Source organism: Streptomyces sindenensis (assembly GCF_014649035.1).
In the GTDB taxonomy this organism is placed as follows: domain Bacteria; phylum Actinomycetota; class Actinomycetes; order Streptomycetales; family Streptomycetaceae; genus Streptomyces; species Streptomyces sindenensis.
This window is the reverse complement of the sequence record NZ_BMSG01000001.1, coordinates 438,099-456,084: the sequence shown is the minus strand read 5'-3', so window position 1 is coordinate 456,084 and position 17,986 is coordinate 438,099. Positions and strand designations below refer to the sequence as shown.

At 71.8% G+C, this 17,986-nt stretch carries 15 protein-coding genes; 13 read left to right on the top strand and 2 right to left on the bottom strand.

Annotated elements, in window-relative coordinates; all coding sequences use genetic code 11:
* Nucleotides 1–1,101: an acyltransferase gene (locus IE145_RS02025; protein WP_189518207.1), complete on the top strand. Its 1,101-nt coding sequence runs from the start codon at nt 1–3 to the stop codon at nt 1,099–1,101.
* Nucleotides 1,102–1,359: 258 nt separating this feature from the next.
* Here the strand turns inward: IE145_RS02025 and IE145_RS02020 are convergent, their stop codons facing one another.
* Nucleotides 1,360–2,694, bottom strand: coding sequence for a polysialyltransferase family glycosyltransferase (locus IE145_RS02020; protein WP_189518205.1), 1,335 nt, complete (start codon nt 2,692–2,694; stop codon nt 1,360–1,362).
* Nucleotides 2,691–3,674 (bottom strand): glycosyltransferase family 2 protein, encoded by a 984-nt coding sequence (locus IE145_RS02015; RefSeq protein WP_189518203.1) that lies wholly within the window; start codon nt 3,672–3,674, stop codon nt 2,691–2,693. The genes IE145_RS02020 and IE145_RS02015 overlap by 4 nt, the downstream gene beginning before the upstream one ends.
* A 208-nt stretch (nt 3,675–3,882) precedes the next feature.
* Here IE145_RS02015 and IE145_RS02010 point away from each other — a divergent pair, with 208 nt between their 5' ends.
* The 12 genes from IE145_RS02010 to IE145_RS01955 all read left to right on the top strand — a co-directional run bounded on the left by IE145_RS02010 (nt 3,883) and on the right by IE145_RS01955 (nt 17,964).
* On the top strand, nt 3,883–5,268 hold the full coding sequence (locus IE145_RS02010) for a DUF6716 putative glycosyltransferase (RefSeq protein WP_189518201.1): 1,386 nt from the start codon (nt 3,883–3,885) through the stop codon (nt 5,266–5,268).
* A 53-nt stretch (nt 5,269–5,321) separates the two neighbouring features.
* A complete protein-coding gene (locus IE145_RS02005; RefSeq protein ID WP_189518199.1) occupies nt 5,322–6,560 on the top strand; it encodes an acylneuraminate cytidylyltransferase in 1,239 nt (412 codons plus the stop codon).
* 12 nt (nt 6,561–6,572) lie between these two features.
* Nucleotides 6,573–7,505, top strand: a complete 933-nt coding sequence (locus tag IE145_RS02000) for an N-acetylneuraminate synthase family protein (RefSeq protein ID WP_032763659.1) — start codon at nt 6,573–6,575, stop codon at nt 7,503–7,505.
* Nucleotides 7,506–7,515: 10 nt separating this feature from the next.
* Nucleotides 7,516–8,550 carry a hypothetical protein gene (locus IE145_RS01995; protein WP_189518197.1) on the top strand — a complete coding sequence of 345 codons (1,035 nt, stop codon included), beginning with the start codon at nt 7,516–7,518 and terminating at the stop codon, nt 8,548–8,550.
* 156 nt (nt 8,551–8,706) lie between these two features.
* A complete protein-coding gene (locus IE145_RS01990; protein ID WP_189518617.1) occupies nt 8,707–9,945 on the top strand; it encodes an amidohydrolase in 1,239 nt (412 codons plus the stop codon).
* A 182-nt stretch (nt 9,946–10,127) separates the two neighbouring features.
* Nucleotides 10,128–11,174, top strand: coding sequence for a BMP family lipoprotein (locus IE145_RS01985; RefSeq protein WP_189518195.1), 1,047 nt, complete (start codon nt 10,128–10,130; stop codon nt 11,172–11,174).
* Nucleotides 11,175–11,488: 314 nt separating this feature from the next.
* Nucleotides 11,489–13,072: an ABC transporter ATP-binding protein gene (locus IE145_RS01980; protein WP_189518615.1), complete on the top strand. Its 1,584-nt coding sequence runs from the start codon at nt 11,489–11,491 to the stop codon at nt 13,070–13,072.
* The gene (locus IE145_RS01975) at nt 13,069–14,187 is read left to right on the top strand and encodes an ABC transporter permease (RefSeq protein WP_189518193.1); all 1,119 of its coding nucleotides are present in this window, start codon (nt 13,069–13,071) and stop codon (nt 14,185–14,187) included. The genes IE145_RS01980 and IE145_RS01975 overlap by 4 nt, the downstream gene beginning before the upstream one ends.
* A complete protein-coding gene (locus IE145_RS01970) occupies nt 14,184–15,449 on the top strand; it encodes an ABC transporter permease (protein ID WP_189518191.1) in 1,266 nt (421 codons plus the stop codon). Before IE145_RS01975 ends, IE145_RS01970 begins: the two co-directional genes overlap by 4 nt.
* Complete coding sequence (locus IE145_RS01965; RefSeq protein ID WP_189518188.1) at nt 15,446–15,859, top strand: cytidine deaminase; 414 nt, start codon at nt 15,446–15,448, stop codon at nt 15,857–15,859. Before IE145_RS01970 ends, IE145_RS01965 begins: the two co-directional genes overlap by 4 nt.
* A 139-nt stretch (nt 15,860–15,998) precedes the next feature.
* Nucleotides 15,999–17,276: a thymidine phosphorylase gene (locus IE145_RS01960; RefSeq protein WP_189518187.1), complete on the top strand. Its 1,278-nt coding sequence runs from the start codon at nt 15,999–16,001 to the stop codon at nt 17,274–17,276.
* A 97-nt stretch (nt 17,277–17,373) separates the two neighbouring features.
* Entirely contained in the window at nt 17,374–17,964 is a 591-nt protein-coding gene (locus IE145_RS01955; RefSeq protein WP_189518184.1) for a Uma2 family endonuclease, read from the top strand.
* Nucleotides 17,965–17,986: the final 22 nt, after the last annotated feature.

Below are 17,986 nucleotides of genomic sequence, written 5' to 3'. Positions count from 1 at the left end.
ATGTCCACCACACCCCCCGCCCCGCCCAGCGCCACCGCCCCCGCCCCGGCGGTGGCGGCCCCGGAGACACCGCGCCCCGAACGGGCCGGGCACCGCTACGACATCGACCTCGTCCGGCTGCTCTGCTCGGTCGCCGTCATCGGCCTCCACACCGGTTCGGCGTTCGTGAACACCGTGGGCCGTACGGCGTCGGAGGGGCCCGGTACCTACTGGGCGGGGCTGACCGCCGACTCCGCCGGGCGCTTCGCCGTACCGCTGTTCTTCGCCATCGCCGGCTGGGTGGTCCTGGTCGGGGCCCCGCCCAAGGACGGCGCCCGGCTGCGGCGGCGCATCGTGCGGATCGTCGTGCCGCTCGCCGTCTGGACCGGGCTCTACATCGCCTGGGGCAGGCTCCGCGACACCAACGACGACCCGGTCCGCGGGCTCGCCCTGGATTCCGTGTTCGCCTCGGTCCGCCCGGCCTACCACCTCTGGTACCTGTACGCCTACCTCCCCGTGATCATGGTTCTGGGGCTGGTCGTCCTGGTCCGGGCGGGCAAGCGTCCGTGGGGCCTCGGCGCGGTCCTGCTCGTCCTGGCGTCCGCCCCGTCGCTCCTCGGCGACCTGGCCGAGGCGACCGGCCGCGAACTGCCTCGTTTCGGCTGGGGGTTCGCTCCGTACCAGCTGATTTACGCGGTGCTCGGGGCGCTGCTGCTCGCGGCGCCGGCCGGTGCGTTCGGCAGGCGGCGGTGGCCCTGGCTGCTGCTCGCGGCGGGCGGACTCGCCGGGGTGATCGCGTACCAGCACCAGGTGCACTACGCGATCCCGTACGCCCATGTCCTGGTGGCCCTGTTCAGCTGCGGCGTCCTGGTGTCGCTGCACGGCGTACGGGTCCCGGAGCGGATGCGCCCCACACTGACCCGGCTGTCCGAGGCGTCGTTCGGGGCCTACCTGGTGCATGTCCTCGTGCTCGGCGTCCTCACCGACGCCTTGGTCGGGGCGGACCTGGGCGGCCCGGCCGCCGGGGCGCTCGTGGCCGGGATCACGGTGGCCACGACGGCGCTGTCGTTCGGCGCGGCCCTGTTGTGGGGGCGGGCGGGGGCGAGCAGGGTGCTGGGCTGAGCACCCCAACGCCTTCCTCGGCCCAACGCCTTCCTCGGCCCAACGCCTTCCCCGGCCCTGGGCCTTCCCCGGCCCTGGGCCTTCCCCGGCCCTGGGCCTTCCCCGGCCCCGGGCCCTCCCCGGCCCCGGGCCCTCCCCGGCCCCGGGCCCTCCCCGGCCCTGGGCCCTCCCCGGCCTTGGCCTCCCGGCCCCCCGCCCCCGGCACTCCTCGGCCCCGAGCCCCCGCCCCTTCTCTCCCCTCGCGCCCCCCCGGGCCTCTCAGCCCCGCCCGCCCCGCAGCGCCCGCGCCCGCCGGACCACCCGGCGCAGCGCCGGGTTCGAGCGGAGGAACGCCAGCCGGGCCGGGACCACGCCGGGCAGTGCGAGCGAGGCCAGGCGGCGGCGCTTGAAGTAGCGCCAGGTGCGGCTGTCCAGGTGCGCGGTGAGGTAGCGCTCGGCCGCCGGGCGCAGATCGGAGCGCACCTTCGGCCGCATCGCGTAGGCGACGGCGGCCAGCAGACCGTCCAGCTCCGCCGCCGCCCACACCTCCGCAGCCTCTGCGGCCCCCGCATCGCCCACCCCGGGCAGCACCGCGTCCGCGAGCGTCGCCGCCGTCCGCTCGGGGTTCTCGTACGGGGTCAGCCGCTCCAGCAGCGGCCCGGTGCCGACGGCCGCCACCGGCAGACCGTGGAACCGGGCCGCCCCGAACAGCGCCGCCGAGGTGCAGCCCACGACCAGCGCGGGCCGCAGCCGGTGCACCAGCACCTCGGCCGGGACCGGCAACGGGCCGTCCAGGACCGTCAGTTCGACGCCCAGCCGCTCCGCCTCCGCGCACAGCTCCGCCGGGCTCTCCCAGGGCGTGTACGGATCCGGCGCGTACACCAGCCGGGTGTGACCGAGCGCCGCCGCCCCGCGCACCATCTCCCGCCGGAGCCCCGCCTCGTCGGCCGCGGGGATCAGCCCTGCCTGCGCGAGATCCTGCCCGAGCAGCAACGCCGGTTCCTCGACGGCGGGCAACGGCACATCGCCATCGGCGAGTTCGGCGACGACCTTCGTGATCGCCTCGGCCGGGACGGTGCGCGGCTCCACCCCGTACTCACCGAGCAGCAGCGGGCGCACCCCGGCCACCAGGTCCGGATGGAGCAGCCGCCGCACCCGGGTCCCGGTCAGCGGGGGGATCTTCTCCCCGGTCGGGCCGTACCCGCCGGGCCCCTCCGCGTACACATCGACCGGGGTGCCCGCGAACACCTGGGTGAGGGCCCGGGCGGGGCCGGCGTGGGGGGAGTCCACGACGAGCTCCAACTCCTCCTCGCCGAGTCCCCAGGCCCGCCGGAAGTGGCGTTCCCACAGCGGCGCGTCGTCCGCCCGGGGGCTCCAGCCGTCCGGGTGGAAGGGGTCGATCGCGTCGTTCCACGAGAACACCGCGTCGAACCGGGTACGCAGCCGCTCGAACCCGAAGCTCTCCGAGACATCGGCGACGGCCTCCGGAGCGGGCCCGGTCCGGGACAGCAGCAGGATCCGGCGGTCGGGCTCGGTGAAGCAGCCCGCGTCGATCGCCGCTGCGAGCAGCACCACCGCCCCGGGCGAGGAGGCGTGGAAGATCCGGATGGTCATGCGGCCGAGGCCCCCTTCGTGGCGGCCGGACGGCGGCGCAGCCTGCGCACCCGGGTCGCCCGTGTCACGTCCATGGCGTCGAGCGCCTCGTCCAGCAGCCGCTGCGGCAGACGGCCCAGGGCCGCGGCGCCGCGCGCTTTCAGTTCACGGGCCACGGCCGGTTCGAATTTGTCCAAGTCGCCCAGATGGTGGGCGATGATCGCGCAGTACGTGCGTACGGCCTTCGGCAGAAACACCTCCGCCTCACGGTCGGCGGCGGTCTCCGCGATCACCTGGTCGAACGCCCGCAGGAAATCCAGCTGACGCACATCGCCGATCTGCGTCAGGGAAGTCGCCACCCCGCGCCGGTAGAAATGGCTGAGCAGACCCACGGCGGCGAAGGATTCCGCCTCCCGATGCAGTCGCCAGATCCACGGCCGGTCCTCCGCCGTGCGCAGCCCGTCGGTGAAGTGCAGGAGCCCCCGGTCCAGCAGCCGCCGGTGGTAGAGGCCCGCCCAGGCGAACGCGTAATCCACCGACGTGGTGCGGTGGGCGGGCAGGATCGCGGCCCGGGGATCGCTCACCACCCCGTGCGGCCCGTGCGGAACCCGGCGTACGGTGCGCGCTTTGCCGTTCACCTGGACATGGTCCGTGCGCACGAAATCGCAGCCCAGCGCCTCGGTCCTGGCCACCAGCCGCTCGTAGTGGCCGGGGGCCAGCCAGTCGTCGCCGTCCAGGAAGGCGATGTACTCGCCGCGGGCGGCGTCCAGACCGGTGTTGCGCGCGGTCGCCAGACCGCCGTTCACCTCGTGCCGCAGCAGGACGGCCCCGGGGATCTCGGCCGCGGCCCGGCGCAGCAGCGGAAGCGTTCCATCGGTCGAACAGTCGTCGACGAGAAGGAACTCGAAGTCCTCGCGGGCGTTGGCCCGCAGACTTCTCAGGGTGTCGGGCGCGTAGGTCTGCACGTTGAAGAACGGCACGATGACGGAGAGCTTAACCACGCGCATCACGTTAGGTGCGGCCCCGGCCCATTCCTTTTCCGTAATGCGCCCAGCAGGTGAACAACGACCGACGTGCAGGTGAATCACCTTTTCCCGAAGGGGAATTGAGGGCCTGTTCGGGGCGGTCCCCCAATCGTCGGCTCGCTGTTAACCATCTGTTGCCATCGCGTTGGGCCGCTCATCGAAATGCCTTCCTAACTTCTTCGACGTGCCCCCACGTACCAGCCATGAGGCCGAACCGGCCGAGACCCCCGCCGCCCGACCGGCGCTCCGGGTCGCCGTCCTCGCCGACTCCGACACCCGGTGGAAATGGGGCGCGCTCACCGCGCGCCGCCTGACCGCCGGGGCCGCCGGGGACGGACAGGACGCGCACCCCGTCGAGGTCAGCGGGCTGCTGCTGCGCGGCAGGGCCACCCCGACACCCCGCCAGCTCGCGGAGGTCGGCGAGGTCGGTATCGACGCCGAGCGGGTCCGCGAGGTCACCGCCGTCGAGTTCCTGCACACCGTGCGCGACGAGGGCTTCGACCTCGTCGTCCTCGCCCTGGTCGGCGGCGGCGTCCAGGCCATGCTGCACGGCATCGCCGCCCTGAACCTCCCGCGTCGGCCCGTCGTCGTCACCGGATACGTCGGCGTCGTCTACGAGAAGCTCGCCGACGGCCTCCTGCTGCGCCACGGGGCGGACGTCGTCCTCGCCAACTCGGCCCACGACGCGGAACGCTTCCGCGCGGTGTACGAGGGGGTGGGCGCCGACGCGTCGGCCGTCACCGAGGCCGCCCTGCCCTTCCTGGGCGGAGCCCCGTACCAGCCCGAAGAGGGCCGCGACACCGTGGTGTTCGCCGCCCAGCCCTCCGTACCGGCCTCCCGCGCCGACCGCACGTACCTGCTCCGCCGGCTCGTCGAGCACGCCCGGCTGCATCCGCGCCGCGAGGTGCTGCTTAAGCTGCGCTCCAAGCCCGGCGAGCACACCACGCACATCGAGGAACTGCCCTACCAGAAGCTCGCGCAGAGGCTGCCCGGCGGGCTGCCGCCCAACTTCCGCCTGGTGTACGGGCACATGGGCGAGGTCTTGGACCGCACCGACCTCCTGGTCACCGTCTCCTCGACCGCCGCGCTGGAGTCCCTGCACCGCCGCATCCCGACCGCGATCCTCACCGACCTCGGCGTCCGCGAGACGCTCGGCAACCACCACTTCGTCGGATCCGGGCTCCTCACCTCCTGGGACCGGCTCGACGGCGGAGCCCGGCCCCGGCCGGACACGGAGTGGGTGGCAGGGCAGGGCGTCGCCGCCGACGGCTCGTACGGCACCGCCTACGACACCGCCCGCGCCAAGGTCACCGCCCTCCTCGACGGCGGCCGACTCCCGCAGCTCGCCCCCTACTACACGCCCGCCACCGCCCCCGGCTACCTCCCCGGCATCCTCGCCCGCCACCACCTGGCCCCCGACGGCACACCCCTGCCCGGCGCCGCCGCACCGCAGGAGACCGGCCGGGTCCGGGGCGCGGTCCGCGAAACCGTCCGCAACGCGGCCCGCGGCGCCTACCGCCACGGCGTCCAGCGCGTCGCCCCGGTGATCCGCCGGATGGGGGAGCTGTGACCAGTCCAGCGGCCTCGGCCACTTCAGGAACCGCCACCACACCAGGAGCAGCGATGCAGCCGCCCCCGACCGTCCTCGCCGTGATCCCCGCCCGCGGCGGATCCAAGGGCGTCCCCGCCAAGAACCTCGCCGAGGTCGGCGGCATCCCCCTGGTCGCCCGTGCCGTCCGCGCCGCGCTCGGCGCCCCCGAGGTCACCGACGTCGTCGTCACCACCGACGACGGGGCGATCGCCGAGGCCGCCCGCACCGCCGCCGCCGACCTGCGCGCCGCCCACCGGCTGCACTGCGTGGAGCGCCCCGCCGCCATCGCGGGCGACACCGCGACCAGCGAGGCGGCCGTGCTGCACGCCCTGGACGTCTACGAGGCCGAGCGGGCCCGCACCGTCGACGTGGTCCTCCTCGTCCAGTGCACCAGCCCGTTCGTCTCCCGCGAGGACATCGACGGCGTGGCCCGGGCGGTCGCCCACGAGGACGCGGACACGGCCGTCACGGTCGCCCCGTTCCACGGCTTCGTCTGGCGCGACGGGCACGCGGTCGAGGAGAGCACGTACGGCGTCAACCACGACAAGTCCGTACGCCCGCGCCGCCAGGACCGCCCCCAGGACTACCTGGAGACCGGCGCCGCCTACGCGATGGACGCGGCGGGCTTCCGGACCCACCGCCACCGCTTCTTCGGCCACACCGCCCTGGTCCCCACCGACCCGGCGCGAGTGCTGGAGATCGACGACCCGCACGACCTGGCCCGCGCCCGCGCCCTCGCCCCCCTCCTGGACCCCTCGCCGCTGCCCTCCCTCGCGGACGTGGACGCGGTCGTCCTGGACTTCGACGGCACCCAGACCGACGACCGGGTCATGGTCGACTCCGAGGGCCGCGAGACCGTCGCCGTCCACCGGGGCGACGGACTCGGGATCGCCGCCCTCCGCAAGGCCGGCGTGCCCCTGCTGATCCTCTCCACCGAGCAGAACCCGGTCGTCGCCGCCCGGGCCCGGAAGCTCCAGATCCCCGTCCTGCACGGCATCGACCGCAAGGACGAGGCACTGAAGCGCTGGTGCGACGAGCAGTCCATCGCCCCCGACCGGGTCCTCTACGTCGGCAACGACGTCAACGACCTGCCCTGCTTCTCCCTCGCCGGCTGGCCCGTCGCGGTCGCCAGCGCCCATGACTCGGTGCGCGCCGCCGCGCGGGCCGTCACGACCACCCCCGGTGGCTACGGCGCCATCCGCGAGATCGCGGCCTGGCTGCTCGGCCCCACCCTCACCACCACGTCCTCCCCCTCTGTCCCCACCAAGTAAGGAAGCACCACCATGAGCACCTCCCGCCTGCGCACCTTCGGCACCCGCACCGCCGGCCCCGGCAACCCCGTCTACATCACGGGTGAGATCGGCATCAACCACAACGGCGACCTCGACAACGCCATCGCGCTCATCGACGCCGCTGCCGAAGCCGGCTGCGACGCCGTCAAGTTCCAGAAGCGCACCCCGGAGATCTGCACCCCGCGCGACCAGTGGGACATCGAGCGCGACACCCCGTGGGGCCGGATGACGTACATCGACTACCGCCACCGCGTCGAGTTCGGCGAGGCCGAGTACACCGCCATCGCCGAGCACTGCGCCAAGCGCGGCATCGACTGGTTCGCCTCCCCGTGGGACACCGAGGCCGTCGCCTTCCTGGAGAAGTTCGACGTCCCCGCCCACAAGGTGGCCTCCGCCTCGCTCACCGACGACGAGCTGCTGCGCGCCCTGCGCGCCACCGGCCGCACGATCATCCTCTCCACCGGCATGTCCACCCCGAAGCAGATCCGCCACGCGGTCGAGGTCCTCGGCTCGGACAACATCCTTCTCTGCCACGCCACGTCGACGTACCCGGCGAAGGCCGAGGAGCTGAACCTCCGGGTCATCAACACCCTCCAGCAGGAGTACCCGAACGTCCCGATCGGCTACTCCGGCCACGAGACGGGCCTCCAGACCACGCTGGCCGCCGTCGCCCTCGGCGCCACCTTCGTCGAGCGCCACATCACCCTCGACCGCGCCATGTGGGGCTCCGACCAGGCCGCCTCCGTCGAGCCGCAGGGCCTGACCCGCCTGGTCCGCGACATCCGCACCATCGAGCAGTCGCTCGGCGACGGCGTCAAGAAGGTGTACGAGTCCGAGCTCGGCCCGATGAAGAAGCTCCGCCGCGTTGCGGGCGTCGTCGCCGAGACCGAGAACGCGCCGGCCCCCGAGCCGGTCGCGGTCTGAGCGCCGACCGGTGAACCTCGCCTTCGTCGAGAGCCCGGTCCAGCTCCTGAACGTCCTGGAGTGGGTTCACACCCAGGGGGGAGACGACCCGACCGCCACCACGGTCGTCGTCCTCCCCCCGGTCGACCCGATGTCGCGCGGTCAGCTGCGCCGGATGGCGGAGCTGGCCCGCGACGAGGGCATCACGGTCCGCTGGCAGGAGGCGCGCGGCGAGTCCGGCGCGCCCCTGAAGGCCCTGCGCGCCCTGGCCGGCCTGGTCCGGCGCGCGGACCACATCGTGATCGGCGACCCGTTCTCGCGTTACGTCCAGCTCCTGCTGACCCTGGTCCGCGCCAACCGCCTCACGGTGGTCGACGACGGCACGGCCACCATGGAGTTCGTCGCCCAGCTGGCCCGGGGCGAACGGCTGACCCGCTGGCACCGCCGGGACCGTACCGGACCGCGCGAACTGGTCCTGGCCCCGGTCACCGCCACCGCCCGCCGCCGCTTCACCCCGACGGCCCGGCACACGGTCGAGGTGTTCACCGCGATGCCGGTCGAGGCTCCGCCCGGCGTCGCGGTCACCCCGAACACCTTCGCCTGGACCCGGGCCCGCTTCGGCCCGCCCGCCATCGGCAGGGGCGCGGACCTCGTCGGCACCTCCCTGGTCGAGACGGGCGTCGTCGACCCCGTCCCGTACCAGGAGGCGGTGGCCTCCCTGGCCCGCGCCCACGGCGCCACCCGCTACTTCGCCCACCGCCGCGAGTCCGTCGAGAAACTCCACGCGCTGGAAGCCGTCACCGGCCTGGAGATCGTCCGCCCCGACCTCCCCCTGGAACTGATCGCCCGCCGCGGCCCCATCGGCCGCACGATCGTCAGCTTCCCCTCCACGGTCGTCCACACCCTCCCGCTGGCCCTGGCCGGCACGGGCGTGAACGTCGCGGTCTGCGACATCGCCCCGGAATGGCTCCGCGCCACGGCCTCACCGCGCGCCCAGGGCTTCCTGAGCGGCGTCACGGAGACGGCACGGGGGGTGCAGCGGCTGACCTCGACGGCCCACGCGTAGGGGTGCCGTCCGGCCCCGAGAAGGGGATCCGGTATACCCGCAACCACCCTCCGTCACACGTCCTCACCCGAACTTTGTTCGCCTGCACGGCTGAAATTTCCTAGATCCATGGCCAGTTGGGGGGCCGAGGGGCCTACGCTTCATAAGGTGAACCAGTTGAAGTCCCGCGCCGCCCGCCCCCACAGCCCGGCCGACCAGCCCGGGGGAGGTGCGCTGCCCGGCCGGCTCGGTGACGAACTCCGTGAGGAGCTGATCGCCTTCCGCCGGGATCTGCACATGCACCCCGAGCTCGGCAACCAGGAGTTCCGGACCACCGCCGCGATCAAGGACCGGCTGGAGAAGGCCGGGCTGAAGCCCAAGGTCCTGGCCGTCGGCACCGGGCTCATGTGCGACGTGGGGGAGTGGGACGGGGTCACGCCCATGCTGGCCCTGCGGGCGGACATCGACGCGCTGCCCATCCCGGACACCAAGGCCGGGGTGCCCTACCGGTCCACCGTGCCCGACCGGGCGCACGCCTGCGGGCACGACGTGCACACCACCACCGTCCTCGGCGCGGGCCTCGTGCTCGCCGACCTCGACCGGCAGGGGCGGCTGCCCAACGCCGTGCGGCTGATCTTCCAGCCCGCCGAGGAGGTCCTGCCCGGCGGCGCGGTCGACGCGATCGAGTCCGGGGTGCTGGAAGGCGTCGGCCGGATCATCGGCGTCCACTGCGACCCCAAGGTCGACGTCGGGCGGATCGGGTTGCACGTCGGGGCCATCACCTCGGCCTGCGACCGGCTGGAGATCACCCTCGACGGGCCCGGCGGCCACACCGCCCGCCCGCATCTGACCACCGACCTGGTCACCGCCGCCGCCCGGATCGCCGTCGACGTGCCCGCGCTGCTCGCCCGCCGCGTCGACGCCCGCGCCGGACTCGCCCTGACCTGGGGCCGCCTGGAGACCGGGCACGCCCCCAATGTCATCCCGCAGCACGCCGAGCTGTCCGGCACCGTCCGCTGCCTGAACCTGGACGCCTGGCGCGAGGCCCCCGACCTGGTGCACGCCGCCGTGGACGAGGTGGCCGGAATGCATCGGGCCAAGACCGTCATCAACTACGTGCGCGGCGTGCCGCCCGTGGTGAACGACGCCGAGTCCATCGGCCTGCTGGACGCCGCGATGACCGAGCGCCGCGGATCGTATGCGATCGAGGACACCGAGCAGAGCCTGGGCGGCGAGGACTTCTCCTGGTATCTGGAGCAGGTGCCCGGCGCGATGGCCCGCCTCGGCGTCCGGACCCCGGGCGACACGCGCGGGCTCGATCTGCACCGCGGCAACTTCGACGTGGACGAAGAAGCCATCACCGTGGGAGTCGAGCTGTTCACCGCCGCCGCCCTGTTCGACGGCGGCCGTTCGTGAAGCGTTGACGCAGTCTTCGTAGTCCGTTCGTGGACTCCCGTGCCGCCTTGCGGGTGGCTTCTGTTCGCGACGATCCGATAACGGCTTCCGTACGTGCTCTTATCTGACATCTACGCGCGTTACGATCGCGGCGAAACCAGCGCCGGAAGAGGCGCTTCGGTCAGGTTTGAAGGAGCCTTCCCTTGCGCCGGATCACCAGGATCACCACCGTGGGCATTGCGTCCGCGGCGCTTGCCCTCAGCGTCACCGCGTGTGGCGAGAACTCGTCGGACTCCGGGTCCGGCTCGGGCGGCGACAAGGCCGCCATCGCCTACGACATCGGCGGCCGCGGCGACCAGTCGTTCAACGACGCCGCCTACGCCGGTCTCGCCAAGGCGGAGAAGGACCTCGACATCTCCGGCAGCGAGGCCGAGCCCTCCGACGGTGAGGGCGACGCGGACAAGGTCCAGCGCCTCACCGAGCTGGCCCGCTCCGGCAACAACCCGGTGATCGGCGTCGGCTTCGCCTACGCGCCCGCCATCAAGAAGGTCGCGCCGAAGTTCCCGAAGACCACCTTCGGCATCATCGACGACGCCTCGGTGACCGGCGACAACATCGCCAACATCGTCTTCAACGAGGAGCAGGGCTCCTACCTCGCCGGCGTCGCCGCCGCCAAGGTCACCAAGTCCAAGACGGTCGGCTTCATCGGCGGTGTCGAGACCCCGCTGATCAAGAAGTTCGAGGCCGGCTTCGTCCAGGGCGTCAAGGACACCGACGCCTCGGTCAACGTCCTTCCGCAGTACCTGACGCAGCCGCCGGACTTCGGTGGCTTCTCCAAGCCCGACCTCGGCAAGGCCGCCGCCCAGGGCCAGCTCGACAAGAAGGCCGACGTGATCTACTCGGCCGCCGGTCTGGCCGGCTCCGGCGCCATCGAGGCCGTCTCGAAGGCCGGCAAGTGGAACATCGGCGTCGACTCCGACCAGTACAAGCAGAAGGGCCTCGCGGCCTACAAGGAGTCCATCCTGACCTCGGTCACCAAGGACGTCGAGGACGCGGTGTTCAACCTGATCAAGTCGGTCCAGGACGGCAAGCCGGAGACCGGTGAGATCCGCTACGGCCTGGACAAGGACGGCGTCGGCCTGTCGATGTCCAACCCGGCCTTCACCAAGATGACCGATGTCATCGAGGCCGTGGACAAGGCCAAGCAGGAGATCATCGACGGCAAGATCACCGTCAAGACCGCTCCGTAAGCAGCTCGGCGCCTCTCCCGCCGAACGGCTGGTTTCCCCAGGCCCTGTCCGTCCCCGCGCCGCATCCCGGCCGGCGGACGGACAGGGCCGCGGGTCCATCCCCGCCCGACGGCCAGGTCGTCCGCAGCACCACTCGAAGAAGATCCGCCTCTCGCAGTGCTCTCCCGCCCGGTCCGGACCCCGCGTCCGGGCCACGACGTGCACCCGTGTTTCACGATTCGGCAGCGCTACGCGTGTAGACAGTCCTCCGGCGCGATAACTTCACCCCCGCCCCCCAGGGCCCCCGAGCCCCCCGAGCCCCTCCGCCCCCGCTCCTGTCCGGCCAAGGAGAGTGCGTCATCAACGCGTCCAGCAGTCCCCCTGCCGTAGAACTGCACGGCATCACCAAGCGCTTCCCCGGCGTCGTCGCCAACCACGACATCGACATCACCATCGGCAAGGGCACGGTCCACGCGCTCGTCGGTGAGAACGGCGCCGGCAAGTCCACCTTGATGAAGATCCTCTACGGCATGCAGAAGCCGGACGAGGGCACCATCGCGATCGACGGCGAGCAGGTCTCGTTCGCCAACCCGGGTGACGCCATCGAGCGCGGCATCGGCATGGTGCACCAGCACTTCATGCTCGCCGACAACTTCACCGTCCTGGAGAACGTCGTCCTCGGCGGCGAGAAGCTGTACGGCATCGGCTCCGGCGCCCGGAAGAAGATCATGGAGATCTCCGACGCGTACGGGCTCGGCATCCGGCCCGACGCGCTCGTCGAGGACCTCGGGGTCGCCGACCGGCAGCGCGTGGAGATCCTCAAGGTGCTCTACCGGGGCGCCCGCATCCTCATCCTGGACGAGCCGACCGCGGTCCTCGTGCCGCAGGAGGTCGACGCACTCTTCGCCAACCTGCGCGAGCTCAAGGCCGAGGGCCTGACGGTCATCTTCATCTCGCACAAGCTGGGCGAGGTCCTCTCGGTCGCCGACGAGATCACCGTCATCCGCCGCGGTACGACCGTGGGCACCGCCGACCCCGCGAACACCACGACCAAGCAGCTCGCCGAGCTGATGGTCGGCAGCGAGCTGCCCTCGCCGGAGACCCGCGAGTCCACCGTCACCGACGTCCCCATGCTGCGGGTCCAGGGCCTCGAACTCACCGTCACCGACCCCGACGGCACCGTCCGCGACGTGCTCGCCGGCATCGACTTCACCATCCACCAGGGCGAGGTCCTGGGGATCGCGGGCGTCGAGGGCAACGGCCAGACCGAGCTCATCGAGGCCCTCATGGGCATGCGCGACCCGGACGCCGGCGTCATCACCCTCGGCTCCGACGACATCTCGCACGCCCCGACCCGCAAGCGCCGTGAGTCCGGCATCGGCTACATCCCCGAGGACCGCCACCGCCACGGCGTCCTGCTGAACGCCCCGCTGTGGGAGAACCGCATCCTCGGCCATGTCACCGAGAAGCCCAACAGCCGCGGCTGGCTGCTGGACAACAAGGCGGCCCGCACCGACACCGAGCGCATCGTGCGCGAGTACGACGTCCGCACTCCCGGCATCGACGTCACCGCGGCCTCCCTCTCCGGCGGCAACCAGCAGAAGCTGATCGTCGGCCGCGAGATGAGCCACGCGCCCAAGTTCCTGATCGCCGCCCACCCCACCCGCGGTGTGGACGTCGGCGCGCAGGCCCAGATCTGGGACCAGATCCGCGAGGCCCGCCGCGAAGGGCTCGCCGTGCTGCTGATCTCGGCCGACCTGGACGAGCTGATCGGGCTCTCCGACACCCTGCGCGTCATGTACCGCGGCCGGCTGGTCGCCGACGCCGACCCGGCCACCATCACCCCGGAGGAACTGGGCTCGGCCATGACCGGCGCCGCCGCCGGTCACCTCGAAGGCTCGGAGGACGAGGCCCGATGAAGAAATTCGACAAGGACCGGCTGATCCTGGGCTTCGCCGGCCCGGTGCTCGCCCTGGTCGTCGCCCTCGTGCTGACGACCGTGGTGCTGCTCGCCTCCGGGCAGAACCCCTTCGAGCCCTACCGGATCATGTTCGAATCGGCCTCCTACGCCGACGTACAGGTCCTGATCATCAACCAGGCCGGCACGTACTACCTCGCCGCACTCGCGGTGGCCGTCGGCTTCCGGATGAACCTCTTCAACATCGGGGTCGACGGTCAGTACCGCCTCGCCGCGATGATGGCCGCGCTCGTCGGCGCGAGCGTCGATCTGCCGGGGCCGCTGCACATCGCGCTGATCGTCATCGTCGCGATGCTCGTGGGCGCCTTCTGGTCCGGTATCGCCGGCTTCCTCAAGACCACCCGCGGGGTGAGCGAGGTCGTCTCGACGATCATGCTCAACTCGATCGCCACCGCGCTCGTCGCCTGGATGATCCTGCCGAAGAACTTCGGCGAGCAGCCCCCCGGCTCCAACAACCTGACCACCGGCGAGATCCCGGAGTCCGGCTGGTTCCCGGGGCTGCCCATGGGCGACATGGCCGGGGAGATCTACGGCTTCACCTTCGTCGCCGCCGGTTGCGGTGTCCTGTACTGGTTCGTTCTGAACCGCACCCGGTTCGGCTTCGACCTGCGCGCCACCGGGGCCAGTGAGACCGCGGCCCAGGCCTCCGGCGTGGACGCCAAGAAGATGATCCTCACCTCGATGCTGATCTCCGGCGCCGTCGCGGGCCTGGCCGGTATGCCGACCCTGCTCGGCGATACCCACACCTACAGCCTCGACTTCCCCACGGGCATCGGCTTCACCGGCATCACCATCGCGCTGCTGGGCCGGAACAACCCGCTCGGCATCGCCCTCAGCGCCCTGCTGATCGCGTTCCTCGACAAGTCCTCGGCCTCGCTCGACCAGTACGGGTACGAGAAGGAGATCGCCACGATCATGCAGGGCCTGATCGTGATCTCGGTCGTCGTCTCCTACGAGCTGGTCCGCCGTTACGGCATCCGCCGCCAGCAGCAGAAGGTCGGCGAGGAGCTCGCCGCCGGACACGCCCTCACGACCGAGAAGGAGGCGGCCCTGTGAGCGCCAGCAAAACCATCGCCGCACGCCCCGCCCCCAAGAAGGGCAAGGACCGCCGCAAGCTCTCCCTGCCCGTCGTCCTGCTGATCATCGCGGGCGGTCTCGCCCTGGTGTCGCTGGTCCGCGTCATCAGCGGCGCCAACGACATCACCTCCGTCGGCCAGGTCCGCGGCGCCCTGGCACTCGCCGTTCCGATCGGCCTCGCCGGACTCGGCGGTCTGTGGGCCGAGCGCGCGGGGGTCATCAACATCGGCCTCGAAGGCATGATGATCCTCGGCACCTGGTTCGGCGCCTGGGCCGGGTTCCAGTGGGGCCCGTGGGTGGGTGTCCTCTTCGGCGTCCTCGGCGGCTGCCTCGGCGGTCTCCTGCACGCCATCATCACCGTCACCTTCGGTGTGAACCACATCGTCTCCGGTGTGGCCATCAACATCCTCGCCGTCGGCGTCACCCGCTACCTCTCCAACTTCGCCTTCGACGGCGTCCAGGGCGGCTCCTCGAAGCAGTCCCCGCGCATCGATCCCATCGACCGGATCACCGTTCCGGGGCTCTCGGACTGGATGCAGGACCTGCAACAACAGCACTGGTTCCTGATCTCCGACCTGGCGGGCATCATCGGCGGTCTCGTCACCGGCCTGTCCCTGCTCACCGTCGTCGCCCTGCTGCTGGTCCCCGCCACCTGGTGGATCCTGTGGCGCACCCCGTTCGGGCTGCGGCTGCGCTCCTGCGGCGAGTCCCCGGTGGCCGCCGAGACCCTCGGCGTCAACGTCTACAAGTACAAGTACATCGCCGTCACGGTCTCCGGTGGTCTGGCGGGCCTCGGCGGCGCGTTCCTCGCGATCGTCTCCACCGGCATCTACCAGGAGGGCCAGACCGGCGGCCGCGGCTACATCGGTCTCGCCGCGATGATCTTCGGCAACTGGATGCCGGGCGGCATGGCGCTGGGCGCGGGGCTCTTCGGCTTCACCGACAGCCTCAAGCTGCGCGGCGGCGCCGAGAACGTCCACGCGATGCTGCTCCTGCTGGCGATCCTGCTGGTCATCGCGGTGTTCTGGCAGCTGTACAAGAAGAAGTACGTCTCCGCGGCGATCGCCGCGGCCGTCTCCGCGCTGCTGTTCACCTGGTACTTCCTGACCGACCAGGTGCCGAGCCAGTTCGTCGACGCCGCGCCGTACGTCACCACGCTGCTGGTCCTCTCGCTCTCCGCGCAACGCCTGCGGATGCCGAAGGCCAACGGAGTGCCGTACCGCAAGGGCGAGGGCAAGTGACACCCCCGACCGCCCCGGCCTTCGGCGAGGCCGACTGGGACGCCCTCCGGGAGGCCGCCCGGGACGCCATGTCCCGGGCGTACGCCCCCTACTCGGGCTTCCCGGTCGGAGTCGCCGCCCGGGTGGACGACGGCCGCACCGTCACCGGCTGCAACGTGGAGAACGCCAGCTACGGCCTCTCGCTCTGCGCCGAGTGCGGTCTGGTCTCCACGCTCCAGGCCACCGGTGGCGGCCGGCTGACCCACTTCACCTGCGTCGACGGCACCGGGGCGATCCTGGTGCCGTGCGGCCGGTGCCGGCAGCTCCTGTACGAGTTCGGCGGCCCGGAGCTCCTCCTGGAGACCCCGGACGGCCTCCGTACGCTCGACGCGATGCTGCCGCAGTCGTTCGGACCGCAGCACCTCGGCTGAGACCCGCAGCACCTCGGCTGAACCGCGTTTCTCCCGGCGGTGGCCCTTCCCCTAGCGGAAGGGCCACCGCTCTTTCCCCTCTCTATGCGCGTAGAGTCAACGAGGACTCTTGCGTACGCACCCGGCCGGAAGGACTCCCATGGACGCCATCTCCGTCATCCGCACCAAGCGGGACCGAGGCGAGCTGACCCCCGAGCAGATCGACTGGGTCATCGACGCGTACACCCGCGGCGAGGTCGCCGACGAGCAGATGTCCGCCCTCGCCATGGCGATCCTGCTCAACGGGATGAACCGCACCGAGATCGCCCGCTGGACCGCCGCGATGATCGCGTCCGGTGAGCGGATGAACTTCGACGCGCTCTCCCGCCCCACCACCGACAAGCACTCCACCGGCGGCGTCGGCGACAAGATCACCCTGCCGCTCGCCCCGCTGGTCGCCGCCTGCGGCGCGGCCGTACCGCAGCTCAGCGGCCGGGGCCTCGGCCACACCGGCGGCACCCTGGACAAGCTGGAGTCCATCCCCGGCTGGCGGGCCCACCTGTCCAACGAGGAGATGCTGACCGTCCTCGACACCACCGGCGCGGTCATCTGCGCCGCGGGTGACGGGCTGGCCCCCGCCGACAAGAAGCTGTACGCGCTGCGCGACGTCACCGGCACCGTCGAGGCCATCCCGCTGATCGCCAGCTCGATCATGTCCAAGAAGATCGCCGAGGGCACAGGCGCGCTCGTCCTGGACGTCAAGGTCGGCTCCGGCGCCTTCATGAAGACCATCGAGGACGCCCGCGAACTGGCCTCCACCATGGTCGCGCTCGGCACCGACAGCGGGGTGCGCACGGTCGCCCTGCTCACCGACATGTCGACCCCGCTCGGCCTCACCGCGGGCAACGCCCTGGAGGTCCGCGAGTCCGTCGAGGTCCTGGCCGGCGGCGGCCCGCAGGACGTGATCGACCTGACCCTCGCCCTCGCCCGCGAGATGCTGGACGCGGCGGGCCTGAAGGACGCCGACCCCGAGAAGGCCCTCTCCGACGGCTCCGCGATGGACGTCTGGCGCCGCATGATCTCCGCCCAGGGCGGCGACCCGGACGCCACCCTCCCCACCGCCCGCGAACAGCACGTGGTCACCGCCCCCGCCTCCGGCGTCCTGACCCGCCTGGACGCCTACGACGTCGGCGTCGCCGCCTGGCGCCTCGGCGCGGGCCGGGCCCGCAAGGAGGACCCGGTGCAGGCGGGCGCGGGCATCGAACTCCACGCCAAGCCCGGCGACACCGTCACCGCGGGCCAGCCCCTGATGACGCTGCACACGGACACCCCGGAGAAGTTCGACTACGCCCTCAAGGCCCTTCCCGAGGCGTACGACATCGCCCCGGCCGGCACGTCGTTCTCGGCGCTGCCGGTCGTGCGGGAACGTATCGCCTGACCTGCGGTTTCCTCGTACGGGTGAACGGGATCGGTGGACTGCCGCCGGTCCCGTTCGGCATGCTGGACCCGGTGACGTACCGATAGAGGAGACCGCCATGAGCGCACTCACCGTCGACCCCGTGCCGGGCCCTGGCCAGGACTGGGACGACCTCGTCCGGATCTGGGAGGAGACGGACGCACCCGAGGGCTGCAAGGTGGAGATCATCGAGGAGATCGTCACCGTGTCGCCGCCGCCGTCCAAGGACCACAACACCACTGCTGAGCTGCTCCAGCGCCGGCTCTACACCGTCGTTCCGGAGGACTGGGGGATCTACCAGACCCTCGGCCTCTCGCTGCCGGGGCGGGGCGGGATCTACATCCCCGACCTTGTCGTCATGGACCGAGCGTTGCTCGTCGGGCCAGGACACACCGTCCCCGCCGCCGATGCCCGCCTGGTCGTCGAGATCACCTCCCGCGCCAACGCCAACCACGACCGCGTCAGCAAGGTGAACGGCTACGCCAAGGCCGGAGTCGAGCTGTTCCTCCTCCTCGACCCCTGGCACTCCGGCCGCCCGACCGCGACGCTCTACGGCGAGCCGGAGGGCGGTACGTACCGGGTGCTGGAGACGGTCGAGTACGGCCGGGAGCTGACGCTCCCCGAGCCGTTCGGGCTGGTCCTGGACACGGGTGTCTTCCCCGTCAGCTGACACACGGGCGGCCCGCCGCACG

Excerpts from the sequence above, each read along its gene's own strand:
- IE145_RS02025 (WP_189518207.1), top strand. The coding sequence starts at position 1 with ATGTCCACCACACCCCCCGCCCCGCCCAGCGCCACCGCCCCCGCCCCG.
- IE145_RS02020 (WP_189518205.1), bottom strand. The coding sequence starts at position 2,694 with ATGACCATCCGGATCTTCCACGCCTCCTCGCCCGGGGCGGTGGTGCTG.
- IE145_RS02005 (WP_189518199.1), top strand. The coding sequence starts at position 5,322 with ATGCAGCCGCCCCCGACCGTCCTCGCCGTGATCCCCGCCCGCGGCGGA.
- IE145_RS02000 (WP_032763659.1), top strand. The coding sequence starts at position 6,573 with ATGAGCACCTCCCGCCTGCGCACCTTCGGCACCCGCACCGCCGGCCCC.
- IE145_RS01975 (WP_189518193.1), top strand. The coding sequence starts at position 13,069 with ATGAAGAAATTCGACAAGGACCGGCTGATCCTGGGCTTCGCCGGCCCG.
- IE145_RS01960 (WP_189518187.1), top strand. The coding sequence starts at position 15,999 with ATGGACGCCATCTCCGTCATCCGCACCAAGCGGGACCGAGGCGAGCTG.
- IE145_RS01955 (WP_189518184.1), top strand. The coding sequence starts at position 17,374 with ATGAGCGCACTCACCGTCGACCCCGTGCCGGGCCCTGGCCAGGACTGG.